The sequence below is a fragment of the Lysobacter sp. 05T417 genome (genome assembly GCF_056396405.1).
Genome location: NZ_JBFTLK010000005.1, coordinates 316,511 through 331,639 on the forward strand (window position 1 = coordinate 316,511; position 15,129 = coordinate 331,639).

Annotated in this window: 13 protein-coding genes and 1 pseudogene; 4 read left to right on the forward strand and 10 right to left on the reverse strand. The window is 67.6% G+C overall.

Translation table 11 applies throughout. The features are described from left to right. Nucleotides 1-19: 19 nt before the first annotated feature. Genes AC1DER_RS11060 through AC1DER_RS11070 form a run of 3 tightly spaced genes read left to right on the forward strand, consistent with a single transcriptional unit; the run spans nucleotide 20 to nucleotide 5,043 of the window. The gene (locus AC1DER_RS11060) at nucleotides 20-2,389 is read left to right on the forward strand and encodes a TonB-dependent receptor (protein WP_441815338.1); all 2,370 of its coding nucleotides are present in this window, start codon (nucleotides 20-22) and stop codon (nucleotides 2,387-2,389) included. Nucleotides 2,390-2,395: 6 nt separating this feature from the next. Continuing rightward, on the forward strand, nucleotides 2,396-3,439 hold the full coding sequence (locus AC1DER_RS11065) for an N-acetyltransferase DgcN family protein (RefSeq protein WP_477245771.1): 1,044 nt from the start codon (nucleotides 2,396-2,398) through the stop codon (nucleotides 3,437-3,439). Between the two features lie 20 nt (nucleotides 3,440-3,459). Then, complete coding sequence (locus AC1DER_RS11070; RefSeq protein ID WP_477245773.1) at nucleotides 3,460-5,043, forward strand: serine hydrolase; 1,584 nt, start codon at nucleotides 3,460-3,462, stop codon at nucleotides 5,041-5,043. Between the two features lie 44 nt (nucleotides 5,044-5,087). Here AC1DER_RS11070 and AC1DER_RS11075 read toward each other — a convergent pair whose 3' ends face one another. The 9 genes and pseudogenes from AC1DER_RS11075 to AC1DER_RS11115 all read right to left on the reverse strand — a co-directional run bounded on the left by AC1DER_RS11075 (nucleotide 5,088) and on the right by AC1DER_RS11115 (nucleotide 12,853). Then, on the reverse strand, nucleotides 5,088-5,672 hold the full coding sequence (locus AC1DER_RS11075) for a DUF4136 domain-containing protein (RefSeq protein ID WP_441815335.1): 585 nt from the start codon (nucleotides 5,670-5,672) through the stop codon (nucleotides 5,088-5,090). Nucleotides 5,673-5,839: 167 nt separating this feature from the next. Beyond that, nucleotides 5,840-6,226 (reverse strand): annotated as a pseudogene (locus AC1DER_RS11080) (cupin domain-containing protein); the annotation flags it as partial. Between the two features lie 75 nt (nucleotides 6,227-6,301). Beyond that, the gene (gene kduD / locus AC1DER_RS11085; RefSeq protein WP_477245775.1) at nucleotides 6,302-7,060 is read right to left on the reverse strand and encodes a 2-dehydro-3-deoxy-D-gluconate 5-dehydrogenase KduD; all 759 of its coding nucleotides are present in this window, start codon (nucleotides 7,058-7,060) and stop codon (nucleotides 6,302-6,304) included. An 8-nt stretch (nucleotides 7,061-7,068) separates the two neighbouring features. Further along, a complete protein-coding gene (kduI, locus tag AC1DER_RS11090) occupies nucleotides 7,069-7,914 on the reverse strand; it encodes a 5-dehydro-4-deoxy-D-glucuronate isomerase (protein WP_441815332.1) in 846 nt (281 codons plus the stop codon). A gap of 137 nt (nucleotides 7,915-8,051) precedes the next feature. Then, nucleotides 8,052-9,149 carry a LacI family DNA-binding transcriptional regulator gene (locus AC1DER_RS11095; protein ID WP_441815331.1) on the reverse strand — a complete coding sequence of 366 codons (1,098 nt, stop codon included), beginning with the start codon at nucleotides 9,147-9,149 and terminating at the stop codon, nucleotides 8,052-8,054. A 62-nt stretch (nucleotides 9,150-9,211) separates the two neighbouring features. Beyond that, nucleotides 9,212-10,492: a TRAP transporter large permease gene (locus AC1DER_RS11100; RefSeq protein ID WP_477245778.1), complete on the reverse strand. Its 1,281-nt coding sequence runs from the start codon at nucleotides 10,490-10,492 to the stop codon at nucleotides 9,212-9,214. A 3-nt stretch (nucleotides 10,493-10,495) separates the two neighbouring features. Then, the gene (locus tag AC1DER_RS11105) at nucleotides 10,496-11,011 is read right to left on the reverse strand and encodes a TRAP transporter small permease (protein ID WP_477245798.1); all 516 of its coding nucleotides are present in this window, start codon (nucleotides 11,009-11,011) and stop codon (nucleotides 10,496-10,498) included. A 19-nt stretch (nucleotides 11,012-11,030) separates the two neighbouring features. Then, nucleotides 11,031-12,020, reverse strand: coding sequence for a TRAP transporter substrate-binding protein (locus tag AC1DER_RS11110; protein ID WP_477245780.1), 990 nt, complete (start codon nucleotides 12,018-12,020; stop codon nucleotides 11,031-11,033). Continuing rightward, entirely contained in the window at nucleotides 12,017-12,853 is an 837-nt protein-coding gene (locus tag AC1DER_RS11115; protein ID WP_477245782.1) for a 2-keto-4-pentenoate hydratase, read from the reverse strand. The genes AC1DER_RS11110 and AC1DER_RS11115 overlap by 4 nt, the downstream gene beginning before the upstream one ends. A gap of 181 nt (nucleotides 12,854-13,034) precedes the next feature. Here AC1DER_RS11115 and AC1DER_RS11120 point away from each other — a divergent pair, with 181 nt between their 5' ends. Next, entirely contained in the window at nucleotides 13,035-14,348 is a 1,314-nt protein-coding gene (locus AC1DER_RS11120) for a pectate lyase family protein (RefSeq protein ID WP_477357953.1), read from the forward strand. 16 nt (nucleotides 14,349-14,364) lie between these two features. Here the strand turns inward: AC1DER_RS11120 and AC1DER_RS11125 are convergent, their stop codons facing one another. Then, nucleotides 14,365-15,120 (reverse strand): rhamnogalacturonan acetylesterase, encoded by a 756-nt coding sequence (locus AC1DER_RS11125; RefSeq protein ID WP_477245786.1) that lies wholly within the window; start codon nucleotides 15,118-15,120, stop codon nucleotides 14,365-14,367. Between the last annotated feature and the right edge of the window lie 9 nt (nucleotides 15,121-15,129).

The window sequence follows — 15,129 nt, forward strand, 5'->3', positions numbered from 1 at the left end:
CCACCAGGGGAACGACGACATGTACGACGTTGACGCAAGCAGCAACCCGGTAGCCCTCAAGCGCGCGTCGGTGCGTTCGATGCGTCGCAGCCCGCTGGCGGTTGTCATCGCCGGCACGCTGGCGATGGCAGTGGCAGGCTCGGCCTTCGCCCAGGATGCGGCCTCGGCGGGAGGTCACAGCGCGACCGACCTGGACAAGGTCGTAGTCACGGCCAACAAGCGCTCGGAGAACATCCGCGAAGTTCCGTCCTCGATCAGCGTGATCACCGAGGAGAGCATCGAGAACTCGCACGCCACCCAGCTCAGCGACTTCCAGGCGACCGTGCCGGGCCTGTTCATCAGCACCAATGGTTCGCCGGGCAAGACGCAGGTCTCGCTGCGCGGCGTCTCGCCGCTGTCGTCAAGCGCCACCGTCGGCACCTACCTGGACGAAACGCCGCTGGGCTCCAGCGGCATCTACCAGGCCGCCAACTTCTTCGCCCTCGACCTGCTGCCCTACGACATCAGCCGCATCGAAGTGATGCGCGGCCCGCAGGGCACGCTCTACGGCGCCAGCGCGATGGGCGGCCTGGTCAAGTACGTGTCGGTGGCCCCGGACCTGTCCAACACCGAGTTCCGCGTCGGTGGCGGACTGTCGAGCGTCGAGGATTCCGGCGACCTGGGCTGGAACGCCCGCTTCGGCGCCAACCTGCCGCTCGTCGACGATCGCCTCGGCCTGCGCGTGAGCTACGCGCAGAACGAACTGCCGGGCTACATCGACAATCCCGTCAATGGCGAGGAAGACATCAACTCCGCCAAGCAGACCAGCGCGCGTGTCGCGCTGCGCTGGCAGGGCGAAAGCGCCACGCTCGACCTGACGGCGATGCGCCAGACCGTCGACAGCGACAACAACGCCCTGGTCGCGCTCGACCCGGAAAGCCAGAAGCCGCTGTTCGGCGATCTCACCAACAACGTCGTCGTCGACGAACCGTTCTACAAGGACGTCGACTACTACTCGGCGACGGTGAACTGGAACCTGGGCTGGGCCGACTTCGTTTCGGCCACCGGCTATTCCGAGTCGCGCAGCAACCAGCGCACGGACACCACCGTGCTGTACGGCGGCGTCGCCGACATGCTGCTGGGCCTGCCGGAACCGGGCAGCTCGTACTTCGACATCGGCCTGGACCTGGACAAGTTCACCCAGGAGTTCCGCCTGGTCTCGAAGCAGAGCGGTCCGTTCGAATGGATGGCCGGCGTGTTCTACACGAAGGAAGACGCTTTCCAGAAGCAGACGGCGAAGTTGAACCAGCTTGACGGTTCGCCGCTGCCGGCGCCATTCGACACCATCGCAGGCACGCTTGCGGTCCTGCAGATCCCCAGCACGTACGAAGAAACCGCGTTCTTCGCCAACGGCGCATACAACTTCACCGATGCCTTCAAGGTCAGCGCCGGCGTGCGCTGGTCGCGCAACGAGCAGGATTTCTCGCAGGACGTCACCGAAGGCATCCTGGTGCCGCTGGGCAGCACGCCCAACAGTTCGTCTGAAGATGTATTCACCTGGAGCCTGAGCCCGCAGCTCCAGCTCAGCGACGAAGCCATGGTCTACGCACGCGTCGCCACCGGCTACCAGCCGGGCGGCCCGAATGTGCTGGTCGATGGCCTGCCTTCGCAGGTCGACGCCTCGACGCTGACCAACTACGAGCTGGGCCTGAAGTCGCTGTGGCTTGATAATCGCCTGCAGTTCGACGTGACCGGCTTCCATATCGCCTGGGACGACATCCAGGTCGCGTCGGTGGTGAACGGCATCTCCGGTCTGGTCAACGCAGGCAAGGCCAGCAGCACCGGTATCGAGCTGGCCACGGTGTTCCATGCCAGCAGCAACTTCGACATCGGCCTCAACGGCTCCTACACCGATGCCAAGCTCGACGAGAGCTTCCCGGTGATCTCGGTGGAGTCGCCGCCGTACCTGGTGGAGATCACCAGCGGCGCCAAGGGCGACGCACTGCCCTATGTGCCCGACTGGTCGTGGAACGCGACGGCTGATTACTATCTGCCGCTTTCCAATGGCTGGACGGCCCACTTCGGTGGCGCCCTGCGCTACGTCGGTGCGACCAGCAATGGCACCACCGCGCGCCAGGACATCCTCGACCCGAGCACCACGCCGCCGACGCTGCTGGCGAGCGATGTCACCCCGCCGCTGGAGCTCGACAGCTACATCACCGCCGACCTCAACGCGTACCTCAGCAACGAGAACTGGACCTTGCGCGCCTACGTCAAGAACGTCAGCGACGAGCGCGCCTACCAGTCCATCGGCGACATCACCAGCGAGCTGACCGACGTCACCGAGAAGCTGGTCGCGGCACCTATCCAGCCACGCACCTTCGGCATCGAGGTCGACTACAGGTTCTGACCGCAGATGCAAGTCGCCCCCACGCTGCACGAACCCGAGACCCCGGCATTGCCCGCACCGTACCTGCTGTTCCTGGGGGACACGGTGGAGCCCGGTTACGCCAAGACCGCGTTTGGTCTGCGTGACTGGGCGCCGGAGCAATGCCTCGGGGAATACCTCCTGCCCGGCGCCCGTGTCAGCACGGGCCTGCCGGCCATGACGCCGGCGCAGGCACATGCGGCCGGTGCGCGCGCGCTGGTCATCGGTGTCGCCAACGCCGGCGGCGTCATCCCGGAACACTGGGTGGCGGCGCTGGTCAATGCGCTCGAAGCCGGGCTCGACATCATCAGCGGCATGCACATGCGCCTGGCCGACCTGCCAGGTCTGCAGCACGTCGCCAAGCGCCATGGCCGTCGCCTGATCGATGTGCGGCGTCCGCCGGACAAGCTGCCGATCGCATCGGGACGCAAGCGCAGCGGCAAGCGCTTGCTGACCGTCGGCACCGACTGCGCACTGGGCAAGAAGTACACCGCATTGGCGCTGGCGCGCGAGTTCACCTCGCGCGGCGTCGCGGCGGACTTTCGCGCCACCGGCCAGACCGGGATCCTGATCGCCGGCGGCGGCATTCCGCTGGACGCGGTGATCGCCGACTTCGCCGCCGGCGCAGCCGAGATGCTCACGCCCGATGCCGCGGCATTGCACTGGGACGTGATCGAAGGCCAGGGGTCGCTGTTCCATCCGGCCTATGCCGGTGTCTCGCTGGCGCTGCTGCACGGCAGCCAGCCCGACGTGATCGTGGTCTGCCACCAGCCCGGCCGCGAGCGCGTTCTGGGCAGTCCGCATTACGCCGTGCCGAGCATCGAAGACACGATCGCACTGAACCTGCAGCTGGGCCGCCGCACCAATCCGCAGATCCGTTGCGGCGGCGTCAGCCTCAACACCGCGCACCTCGACGACAACGCCGCGCGTCGCCTGCTGGCGGCAGAAAGCGATCGCCTGGGTTGCGCCGTCGCCGATCCGATCCGCGGCGGCGCCGAATTCGAAGCACTGGTCAACCAATGTCTGGGATGAAAATGTCTGACGAGCGACGGATGCACCCGCGAACCCTGCTGAAACTGGTGCCGGCCGCGGCCGGGCTGGCGTTCTCCTTCGCGGTCTGGGCAGCGCCGCCTGCCGACCTGGACGCGCACGTCAACGCGGTGATCCGCGAGCAGGGCGTGCCAGGCATGGCGGTGACCATCGTCGAGCAGGGCAAGGTGGTGCATGCCAAGGGTTACGGCGTGCGCAGGCTCGGTTCGAACGAGCCGGTCGACGCCGACACCATCTTCCCGACCGGTTCGACCGGCAAGGCCATCACCACCGCGGCGCTGGCCGTGCTGGTCGACGAAGGCAAGATCGGCTGGGACGACAAGGTCATCGACCACATGCCGGGCTTCCAGATGTACGACGCCTGGGTCACGCGGGAGATGACCATCCGCGACCTGCTGGTGCATCGCAGCGGCCTGGGCCTGGGCGCGGGCGACCTGATGTTCGTGCCGCGCTCCTCGCTCAGCCGCGCCGAGACCGTGCGTCGCCTGCGCTACATCAAGCCGGCCACCAGCTTCCGCAGCGGCTACGCCTACGACAACCTGCTGTACGCCGTCGCCGGCCAGCTGATCGAGGACGTCAGCGGCCAGGACTGGGAAACCTTCGTTCGCGAGCGCGTGCTCAAGCCCGCCGGCATGCGCACCTCGACCACCCGCGACGCCGACCGTTTCGCCACGGCCAACCGCGTGCAGCCGCATGCGCGCATGGACGGCGGCTTCCGTGGCGTCGGCAAACAGGAAGTGCTGGACGAGCGCCAGAGCCTGGGTGCCAATGCGTCGCCGGCCGGTGGCGTGTCGTCCAGTGCCAATGACTTCGGCCGCTGGCTGTCGATCCAGCTGGCCCACGGTGCGTTGCCCGAGGGCGGTCGCCTTTTCAGTGAGGACGCATCGCGCGAGATGTGGACCCCGCAGGTGCTGATGCCGATCGATGCCTATCCGGCCCCGATCGCCGAAGCCACGCCGCAGTTCTCGGCTTACGCGCTGGGTTGGGACGTGCGGGACTATCGCGGCGTCAAGATCCTCGAGCACGGCGGCGCCGTGTTTGGCGTGCAGACGCTGGTGGTGTTGATCCCCGACAAGCAGGTCGGCTTCTCACTGCAGATCAACTCCGAAGACGGCGTCGTCCTGCGCGGGCTTGGCTACGAGCTGCTCGACCATTACCTGGGTGCACCGCATCGCGACTGGGTCGGCGACTTCGCCGCCTACAAGAAGAGCCGCGTGCAGGGCGCGCTGGACTTCCTGGCCAAGAGCAAGGCCGAGAAGAAACCGTCACGGCCGTCGATGCCGCTGGCCGGCTACGCCGGCAAGTTCGCCGACCCGTGGTACGGGCCGATCGACATTCGCGAGGAGAAGGGCCATCTGCGCCTGGACTTCAAGCAGACGCCGAACATGGTCGGCACGCTTGAGCACTGGCAGTACGACACCTTCATTGTGCGCTGGGACGACCGCACCGCCGAGCCTGCATACGTGAGTTTCGGGATCGATGCCGACGGCAAGGTCGACCGGATCAAGATGAAGGCGGTGTCGCCGATCGCGGACTTCAGCTGGGACTACCACGACCTGCTGTTCACGCCGCAGGCGGGCAAGTAAAGAGACCTTGCGGCGCCGGTAACCCGGCGCCGCGACCTGCACGGTTACTGCGCCTGCGCGACCGGCGTTCCCGGCGGGAACGTTGCGAACATCTTGTCGACGCTGGCGAGCATGTTGGTGGTCTGGCGCTGCGGATTGGACGGGATGGTGCCCTGGGCAATGCCACGCCAGATCGCGCGCTTGCTCTGCGAATCGAACATGTCGAGCACGAGCGTTCCGTAGGTGTAGGCGCGGGTAGTGGTCGAACCGTAGCTGGCGCCCCAGCCCCAACCGCCGCCGCAGCAACCCCAGCCGCCCCAACCGCCGCCCCAGCCCCAGCCGCCCCATGCCGGGCCGCTGTAGAAACTGTCGAGGCTGTAGCGCGTTTCGGTGGCGACGTTGGCGACGATGTCGATCTGCGCTTCGGTCGACTGGGTCCAGCCGCGCTCGCGCAGCTTGGCGTCGACCGCCGCGACCAGGCGCTGCTGCTCGAGCGGCGAATAGCCTTCCGGCTTCTGCGCCCAGCGGTAGGTCCGGTACTGGCCGAAGCTCACGCCCGGGTCGTAGTCGGTGAACACGGCCGGCGTGGTGGCGCAGCCGGAAAGCATCGCGATGCCCATCGCGACGAACAGAATGAGTGAGCGTTTCATGGCCGGCTCCCAAGTGGCGGCGACATCAGCATACGCCTGCCGCCGTCGCGCAAGCGAGGGGTGACGGGGGGCTTTCTGAAGCATTCAGTCAGGTCCGCGCGACGTGACCGTTTTTCCCCCAGGCAGGCGTTTTGCCAGCCGGTTGGCAGCCGGGGCGAGCGGGCCGGCTACGGCGCGGGCGCCTGCTTCGGGTACGCGACGATGATCACCAGGTCGGCCTGTCCGCGCTGCGCCAGGGCGTGGGTACTGCCGTTGCGCGTAAGGATCGCGTCGCCGGCACCGACCTCCCGTCGCTTGCCATCGAGCATCAACTCGCCGCGGCCCGACAGGACGTAATAGATCTCGTCCTTGTCGTTGCGGTGCTCGCCGATGGTCGCGCCCGGGTGCAGGGCGCGCTGGCGGAACACCAGGTCGAACCCGGCGGCGTCGGCGAAGAACGGGTAGGCGGTGGTGGTGCCCAGGCCCTCGTGCGGGCCCGGTTGCTCAACCGCGATGTCGCGCGCCTGTTCGACATAGGAGTCGCGGCGCGGTTCGCCTGCGCACGCGGCACCGCAGGTGAGGGCGGCGACAATGCTGATCACGTTTGAGAGCTGTGCGCGCATCGTCGTCGCCTTCCGTTACTCGCCTGATCAGCGCGCCAGCCAGCCGCCGTCGACCGGGATGATCGCGCCGTTGACGTAATCCGACGCGCGCGACGCCAGGAACACGGCCGCACCGCCGAGGTCAGAAGGCTCGCCCCACCGGCCGGCCGGAATGCGACCGAGGATCTGCGCGTTGCGATCCTCGTCGGCACGCAGCTGCGCGGTGTTGTTGGTCACCATGTAGCCTGGCGCGATCGCGTTGACGTTCAGGCCCTTGCCCGCCCATTCGTTGGCAAGCAGGCGGGTGATGCCGGCAATGCCGCTCTTGCTGGCTGCATACGACGGCACGCGGATGCCGCCCTGGAACGACAGCATCGAGGCGATGTTGATGATCTTGCCGCTGCCCTGGCCGATCATGTGGCGGCCGGCGGCCTGGGCGAGGAAGAACGCCGACTTGAGGTTGACGTTCATGACGTCGTCCCAGTCCTGCTCGCTGAAATCCACGGCGTCGGCGCGGCGGATCATGCCGGCGTTGTTGACCAGGATGTCGAGGCCGCCGAGTCCGTCGACGGTCTCGTGCACGATCCGTTCGACCGGCTCCAGGCTCGACAGGTTGGCCTCGATCGCGATGAAGCGGCGACCCAGTGCGCGCACCTTCTCGCCGGTTTCGGTCGGCGCCGAGGTGCCGGCCGCGGCGATGTCGGCGCCGGCCTGTGCCAGCGCCAGCGCGATGCCCTGGCCCAGCCCGGTGTTGGCGCCGGTGACGACCGCGACCTTGCCCTGCAGGTTGAACAGTTCCGTGCCCATGCGTCCCCTTACTTGAGCTGGCAGATGTCGAGCTGGTTCATGTCGGTATAGTCGAGGTTCTCGCCGCCCATCGCCCAGATGAAGCAGTAGTTCTTCGTGCCCGATCCCATGTGGATCGACCACGGCGGCGAGACCACGGCCTCGTCGTTGGCGATGACGATGTGGCGCATGTCGGCCGGCTCGCCCATGAAGTGCATGACGCGCTCGCTGCCCAGGTCGAAGTAGAAATAGACCTCCGAGCGACGGTCGTGCAGGTGCGGCGGCATGGTGTTCCAGACGCTGCCGGTCTTGAGGATGGTCAGGCCAAGCAGCAACTGGCACGACTTGACCGTGGCCGGGACGATGTACTGGTAGATCGTGCGTTCGTTCGAGGTCTCCAGCGAACCGCGCTCAAGCGGAACCGCCTGCGAGATCGAGATGTGCTTGGTTTCGAAGCGCGTGTGTGCCGGCGTCGACGCCAGGTAGAACTTCGCGGGATTGGCCGCATCGGCGGATGCGAACTCCACCTTCTCGCTGCCCATCGGCACGTACAGGCCGTCCTTGGGCTCGAGCGTGTAGGCGGTGCCGTCGACGGTGACCGTGCCGGTGCCGCTACCGACGTTGACCACGCCGAGCTCGCGGCGCTGCAGGAACGGCTGGCCGGCGGCCGAGGCCGGTTCGGTCTGCGCGGGCAGTGCGACCGGCGCGGCGGTCGGGGCGGCGCCGCCGATCACGAAGCGCTCGTTGTGCGAGTAGTTGAGGACGACCTGGCCGGCAACGAACAGGTCCTGGATCAGGTAGCGCTCGCGCAGCTGGTCGTTGCTGGCCCCGTCCATCATGTCGGGATGGGTGGCGTGGTAGGTCTTGGCGAACATCGGGCCTCCGATACGGGCTTTGCAGTGCTTGTGCCGGGTGCCAGCAGGCGCGCGGCGGGATGATGTGGCGATGATAACGGGGTTTTGGTAACCGGTGTCAAAAGCCGGCGGCCAGGCGGAAGAGGGGTGCTTTTGCTTCAGGCCTTGGGGCGCTGGCTCGAATCCCGGACCACCAGCTGCGGCGTCACCGTGCGCGGCACGGCCGGTGCGGCAGTTTCGGTGGCCAGCAGCATCTGCGCGGCCTGGCGGCCGAGGTCGCGGATCGGCGAGTGGATCGTGGTCAGCGCAGGCCACAGCTGCGAAGCCAGTGGGCTGTCGTCGTAGCCGACCACCGACAGGTCGCCGGGGATCGACAGACCGCGACGCATCGCCGCCTTGTAAACACCGGCGGCCATCTCGTCGTTGCAGGCGAAAATCGCGGTCGGGCGCGGCGACTTGGCCAGCAGGTACTCGGCGCCGGCGACGCCGGACTCGAAGGTGTAGCCACCTTCGAACATGTAGTCCGGTGACAGCTCGATGCCTCGATCGGCCAGGCCGGCGAGGAAGCCACCGCCGCGCTCGATGGTCGAGCGATAACGGCGCGGGCCGGTGATCAGGCCAAGCGTGCGGTGACCGAGCGATTCGAGATAGTTGGCGGCCTCGGTGCCGGCGCGGCGGTCGTGCGTGACCACCATGTTCGCGGCCTGGTCGAGCGGGATCGAGGCGATGCGCACGTAGCGGACGCCGATCTCGCGCAGGGCGGTGGCCAGCTGTTCGTCCTCGGACACGCGCGGAATCAGGATCACGCCGTGCAGCTTCTGCTGCTGGGCAAAGCGCCTGACGCCGTCGATGTAGTCCTCTTTCGAGCTGTCGCACGGATGCACGACCAGTTCGTAGCCCGAGTCGCGCAGCGCGTCGAGCGCGCCGTACTGCATGTTGACGATGAACTGCGCGGTCGGGTTGTCGTAGACCAGGCCGATCAGGAACGAGCGCCGGAACGCCAGCCCGCGCGCCTGCGGATCGGGCGAGTAGCCCAGCTGCTTCATCAGCGCCAGGACCTTCTCGCGCGTCTCCGGGTGCACCAGCGGCGAGTCGTTGATCACCCGCGACACGGTCTTCTTCGACACGCCGGTGAGGCGGGCGATGTCGTTGATCGTCGCCTTGCCTGCCAGCGTCACCGGCTCGGACGGCGCGGCCGCGGCGGTGGCCGTGGTGGTGCGGACGCGGCGGCGGGGTCGGGAGGTGGAGTCGGTCATGGGCAGCCTGTTGGTTGACCCATTCTAGGGCCTGTCCTCCGTCAGCGTGTCTCGTCCGGGCCTTACTTGAGCGCCGCGGGCAGCCACAGCGACAGCTGCGGGATGAATGCCACCGCCAGCAGCACCGCCAGCGCGGCCAGCCAGAACGGCCAGATCGTGCGCATGCTCTGGCCAATGCTGATCTTGCCGATGGCGGTACCGATGAACAGCACCGACCCCACCGGCGGGGTGACCAGGCCGATGCCGCCGGTCAGCACCAGCACCAGGGCGAAGTGGATCGGGTCGATCCCATAGGCCTTCGCCACGGGCAGGAAGATAGGGGTGCAGATCAGGATCATCGGCGCCAGATCCATGAACGTGCCCAGGATCAGCAGCACGGCGATGATCAGCAGCAGCACCATGGTCTTGTCGTGGGCGACGGACTGCAGCATGTCGACCGCGGCCGCCGGCACCTGCAGGTAGGCCAGGATCCAGCCGAACACGGCCGCGGTGGCGATCACGAACAGGATCACGCCGGTGGTGCGTGCGGCATGGGTCACCGTGCCGACAAACTCGCGCCACTTGAGCTGGCGATAGACCAGCACCGTCACGATCAGCGCATACAGGACCGCCATCGCCGCGCTTTCCACCGCGGTGAACACGCCGGCGCGGATGCCGACGAAGATCAAGGTGACCAGGCCAAGCCCCGGCAGCGCCGCCACCAGCCTCACCACCACCGCGCGCATGCCGGGGAAGGGTTCGGTGCCGTAGCCGCGCGATCGCGCCACTGCCCAGCCGGTGAACATCATCACCACCGTCATCAGCAGCGCCGGGGTGATGCCGGCGGCGAACAGGTCGGTGATGGAGATGCCGCCACCGGCCGCGGCCGAGAACAGGATGAGGTTGTGCGAAGGCGGCACGAGCAGGGCCACCAGCGCCGCGGTGATACTGACGTTGACCGCGAAGTCGCGGTCGTAACCGCGCTGGATCATCTGCGGAATCATCGTGCCGCCGACCGCCGAGACATCGGCGATGGCCGAGCCGGAAACGCCGCCGAAGAACAGCGACGACAGCACGCTGACTTGGCCCAGGCCGCCCCGAAGGCGTCCCACCAGGGCCGCGGCGAGTGCGATCAGGCGCTCGGAGATGCCACCGCGCAGCATGATCTCGCCGGCGAAAATGAAGAGCGGGATCGCGATCAGCGTCACCGAGCCGGCGCCGGCGCCGATCTGCTGCACCAGCACCACCAGCGGCAGGTCCAGATAGAACAGCGTCGCCAGTGCGGCGGCGGCCAGCGCGAATGCGACCGGCACGCCGAGCAGCAGCAGCACGCCGAAGACTACGAAAAGCAGGGTAATGGCCATGGGTCAGTGCGCTTCGCGGTTCGGCTGCGGGAACATCGCCCGGCGCAGGCGATCGAGTGCGAACAGCACCATCAGCGCGCCACCCAGCGACATCGGCAAGTAGTTGATGCTCTGCGGCAGCGGCGCGCCGGCCAGGCGGATGTCCCAGCCGTCGAGCAGCAGTTCCGCGCTCCACCAGGCCAGGACGCTGCCGATGGCGATGATCACCAGCGCCACCAGCGCATCGACCGCGCGGTGGGCGCGCGGCCCGAGCGCGTCGGCGAGCAGGAAGAAGCCGAAGTGGCGGTTCTCGCGCACGCCGGTCGCCGCGCCCAGGCTCATCGCCGTGCTCAGCAGCAGCAGCGTCAACGGCTCGGTCCAGCTGGGCGAGTCGTTGAGGATGTAGCGGGCGTACACCTGCCAGCCCTGGATGATCACCAGCCCGACCAGCGCCAGCGCGGCGATGCCGATGGCGATGGCCGACAGGCGGTCCAGGCTGCGGTGCAACGTGCCGACGGAGAGGTCAGAAGGTTCGGTGATGGTCTCGGTCGACATGGGATCAGGCCAGTTCGCGGATGCGGCGATGCAGGGCGGCGATGTCGGCCTTGCCCAGGTACTCGTCGAGCAGCGGCTTGGCCGCCGCCTTGAATGCAGGCATGTCGACGTCGTTGAACTTGACGCCGGCAGCGAGCACGGCCTCGCGCGCGACCGCTTCGGACTCATCCCATTGCTGGCGCATCACCGTCACCGAGCGACGTGCCAGGTCGCGCAGCAGGTCGCGATCACGCGGTTCCAGTGCATCGAAACTCTTGCGCGACATCAGCAGCACGTCGGGCGCATAGGAGTGCTGGCTCTGCGACCAGTAGCGGGCCACTTCGAACTGACGGCTGGAGTGGTAGCTGCGCAGGTTGTTCTCGGCGCCGTCGATCAGATGGGTTTCCAGCGACGAGAACACTTCGCCGTACGACAGCGGCGTCGGGTTGGCGCCGAACAGGCGCAGCAGGCGAATGAAGATATCCGACGACGGCACGCGGAAGCGCAGGCCGTGCAGGTCGGCCGGGCGCTGCAACGGCCGTCGCGTGTTGTAGAAGCAGCGTGCGCCGGAATCGTAGATGGCCAGGCCGACCAGGTCGCGCGCCTCGAAACCGGCGAGCACGCGCGCGCCGACGTCACCGTCGAGCGCGCGGCGCAGGTGCGGCACCGTATCGAACACGTACGGCAGGCACAGCGCCTGCGTCAGCGGAAAGGCATTGTTGAGCGCGCCGGAGTAGACGCGGGTGATGTCGATCGCGCCGAACCGGGCCATGTCGATGGCTTCTGATTCACGGCCGAGCTGGCCGGCGTGGTACATGCGCAGGCTGATGCGGCCACCGGTTTCACGTTCGAGCTGCTCGCCGATCCAGCGAACGGCGTTGACCGTCGGATAGTCCTCGACGTGGACATCGGTGGCGGTCAGCACGCGTGAGCCGCCGGCAGCACGAAGAGTGGGAACCGCGACGGCCGCACACGCGGCGGCCAGGCCGGTCAGGAAACGGCGGCGTTGCGTCATGCGTTGCCCTTGTCGCTGGCGGTGGCACGGGTGGTGCGGCAATGCAGTTCACCCCAGCTGCCGAAGCTGATGCGCGAATCCTGCCCGGCGAGAATGTCATGGATGCCGGTGGCGGCGCCCGTGGTGACCAGCATGCCCGCCTTGAGCGGATGACCGCGACCGGCGCAGCGGGAGAGCGCGAACGCCAGCGCGGCAAGCAGGCCGCCGGGAATCGAGTTGGCGCCGCCGCTGCCAACCGACTGGCCGTCGATGAAGGTCTCGCAGCGAAGACCGGCCGGATCCAGTGCGCGCCAGCCCCGTACTTCGGGACCGAGGATCAACCCGGTGTTGTTGCCGAAGTCGGAGACCACGATCGGCGGCCCGAGCACGTTGATCAGCGGCAGCGGGCTGCCGGCGAGTTCGACACCGACCAGCAGCACGTCCACCAGCGAGGCGGCTTCGTCGTCGCTGTAGCGGGTCTTGCCAGCGGGCGCATCGGCACGCAGGCGGAACACGTATTCGGCCTCGACCGCGGCAAAGCCGCCCGTGATCACCGCGAATTCGCCGACGCCATCGGCAGGCGCCTGCACCGCGCCTTCGAAGATCGGGCCGACCAGACGCTCCTCACCCAGGCGCGTTTCCCAGTCGGCCGGGATGCGGCCGACCTTCCAGCCCACCACCGGCTGTCCCCACAGCGCGATGGCATGGTCCTGGATCGCATAGCCCTGATCGAGCGTCTCCGGCAACGCACCGGGGTAGTCCGGCAATGCCACCGCCTGGCGCCGCGCCGTGACCAGCCGTTGCGCAATTTCGGCGCTCCCGGCGTTGTCCCCTTCCGGCGCGAGTCTGTCCATGCGGTGCCTATCCCCTGGTTATGTCTCTTCGATGGTGTTGTATAGGAAACCGGTGTCATTGACAATCGGGGCCTACACTCGGACCACGACTCGGGGAGAGGCACGGATGGGGAAGCAGGGGAAGGGGCACATTTTTCAGGGGCTTGGCCGCGGATTCGCGGTGACTGCGCTGGCTCTGGCAATGGCAGGCCCCGGTCTGGCAGCGGACGCGCCGCAGGCGACGCCTGTCTCGGCGGGGACAGCCGCGGCAGCGCCCGCGCTGGCCTTTCCGGGCGCGCAGGGCTGGGCGGCGCAAACGCCCGGCGGCCGCGGCGGCAGGATCATCCGCGTGACCACGCTGGAAGCCTCCGGACCGGGCTCCTTTGCCGAGGCGCTGGCGGCGAGCGGGCCGCGCATCGTCGTGTTCGAGGTCGGCGGCGTGATCGACCTGGGCATGAAGGAACTGCGGATCACCGAGCCGTTCCTGACCATCGCAGGTCAAACCGCGCCACAGCCCGGCATCACCTTCGTCAAGGGCGGCCTCACCATCGCCACGCACGACGTGGTGGTGCGCCACATCCGCATGCGTCCCGGCGACGGCAACAAGCCCAAGTGGTCGGGCGACATCGATGCGATCACCACCGTGCGTGGCGCGCATGACGTCATCGTCGACCACTGCTCGCTGAGCTGGGCCACCGACGAGAACCTGTCGGCATCGAGCACGCGCTTCTACGGCGAAAGCGAGCAGCAGTGGATGGACGCAGCGTCGCGCCGCATCACCTACAGCAACAACATCATCGCCGAGGGCCTGGCCAACGCCACCCACGCCAAGGGCGAACATTCCAAGGGCTCGCTGATCCACGACCACGTCAACGACGTGCTGATCATCGGCAACCTCTACGCCCACAACTACGAGCGCAATCCCCTGTTCAAGGGCGGCGCGCGTGGCCAGGTGATCAACAACCTGATCTACGACCCGGGCCAGCGCGGCGTGCACTACAACCTGATCGCCGAGGAATGGCTCGGCCATCCGTACTCGCGCGGGCAGGTGATCGCGCGCGGCAACGTGATGCGTGCGGGTATCTCGACCGAGGAAGTGGCGTTCTTCAGTGTCGGCGGTTCCGGCGATCTCGATGTGTATCTCGATGACAATCTCGCCGTCGACCGGCTCGGCGCGCCGCTGCCGCAGCAGGGCCGCTATACCACTTCGCCGATCAAGGTCGACATGCTCAAGAAGGCGCCGGCATTGCCGTTCGGCGTGACCGTGCTGCCGTCGGCGCAGGTGCAGGATGCGGTGGTCGCCAACGCCGGTGCGCGGCCGTGGGACCGCGACGACGTCGACCGGCGGATCCTCGCCGACACCATCGAAGGGCGGGGTCGCATCATCGACAGCCAGGAACAGGTCGGTGGCTACCCCAAACAGCAGGCGACGACGCAGGCCTTCGTACCGGCCGATTGGGACCTCGACACGATGGAGCCGCTGAAGCCGTTGCCGCGGCGGGCGCCGTTGAAGTAGGGCTCGGGGAGACGGTTCAGGGGTTGCCGAGCAACTGCGCCAACGGCAACCCCGACCCGCGCAGCGCGAACGCAAACTCGCGCGCCATGCGCTCGGCTCCCGCCGGCGAGAAGTGCGTGTTGTCTTCCACGCCATCGGGATAGTTCGGATTCGCTCCCGCCGGCACCCACAGGAACAACCGCTTCGACGCTTCCACACCGGACTCCCGCAGTACCGCCGCGCTGCGCCGCTCCATGTCGATCAGCATGACCTTCTCGCGCGCAGCCAGCGCACGCACCAGGCCCGGGTACTCGCCGTGGCTGTCGAGCACCTTGCCGTCCTCGTCAAAGCGTCGCCGCGCCACAGGTGTCAGCAGCACCGGCGTGGCCTGGCGCGCGCGGACGTCGGCGACGAATCGGGCGAGGTTGCGGGCGTAATCCGCCGGCGGCGTATAGCGGTCCTTCTTCTCCACCGACTGGTCGTTGTGGCCGAACTGGATCAGCACCACGTCACCGGCGCGTGTCGCATCGAGCAGCGCCTGCCAGCGCCCTTCCTCGATGAACGTACGCGTGCTTCGACCGTTCTTCGCGCGGTTGTCGACCGCGACCGTTCCCGGCCGGAACTGCGCCGCCAGCAATTCGCCCCAGCCCGTTTCGGGCCGCTTCTCCGGCAGCTTTTCCGCCATCGTTGAATCGCCGGCGAGGTGGATGGTCACAGGCGCCGCATCGCCCGCGCGGGCCGTGCCGGTCACCGACAACATCGACAGGCACAGGGCCAGGCCAAGTCTTAACATTGCAGTCTC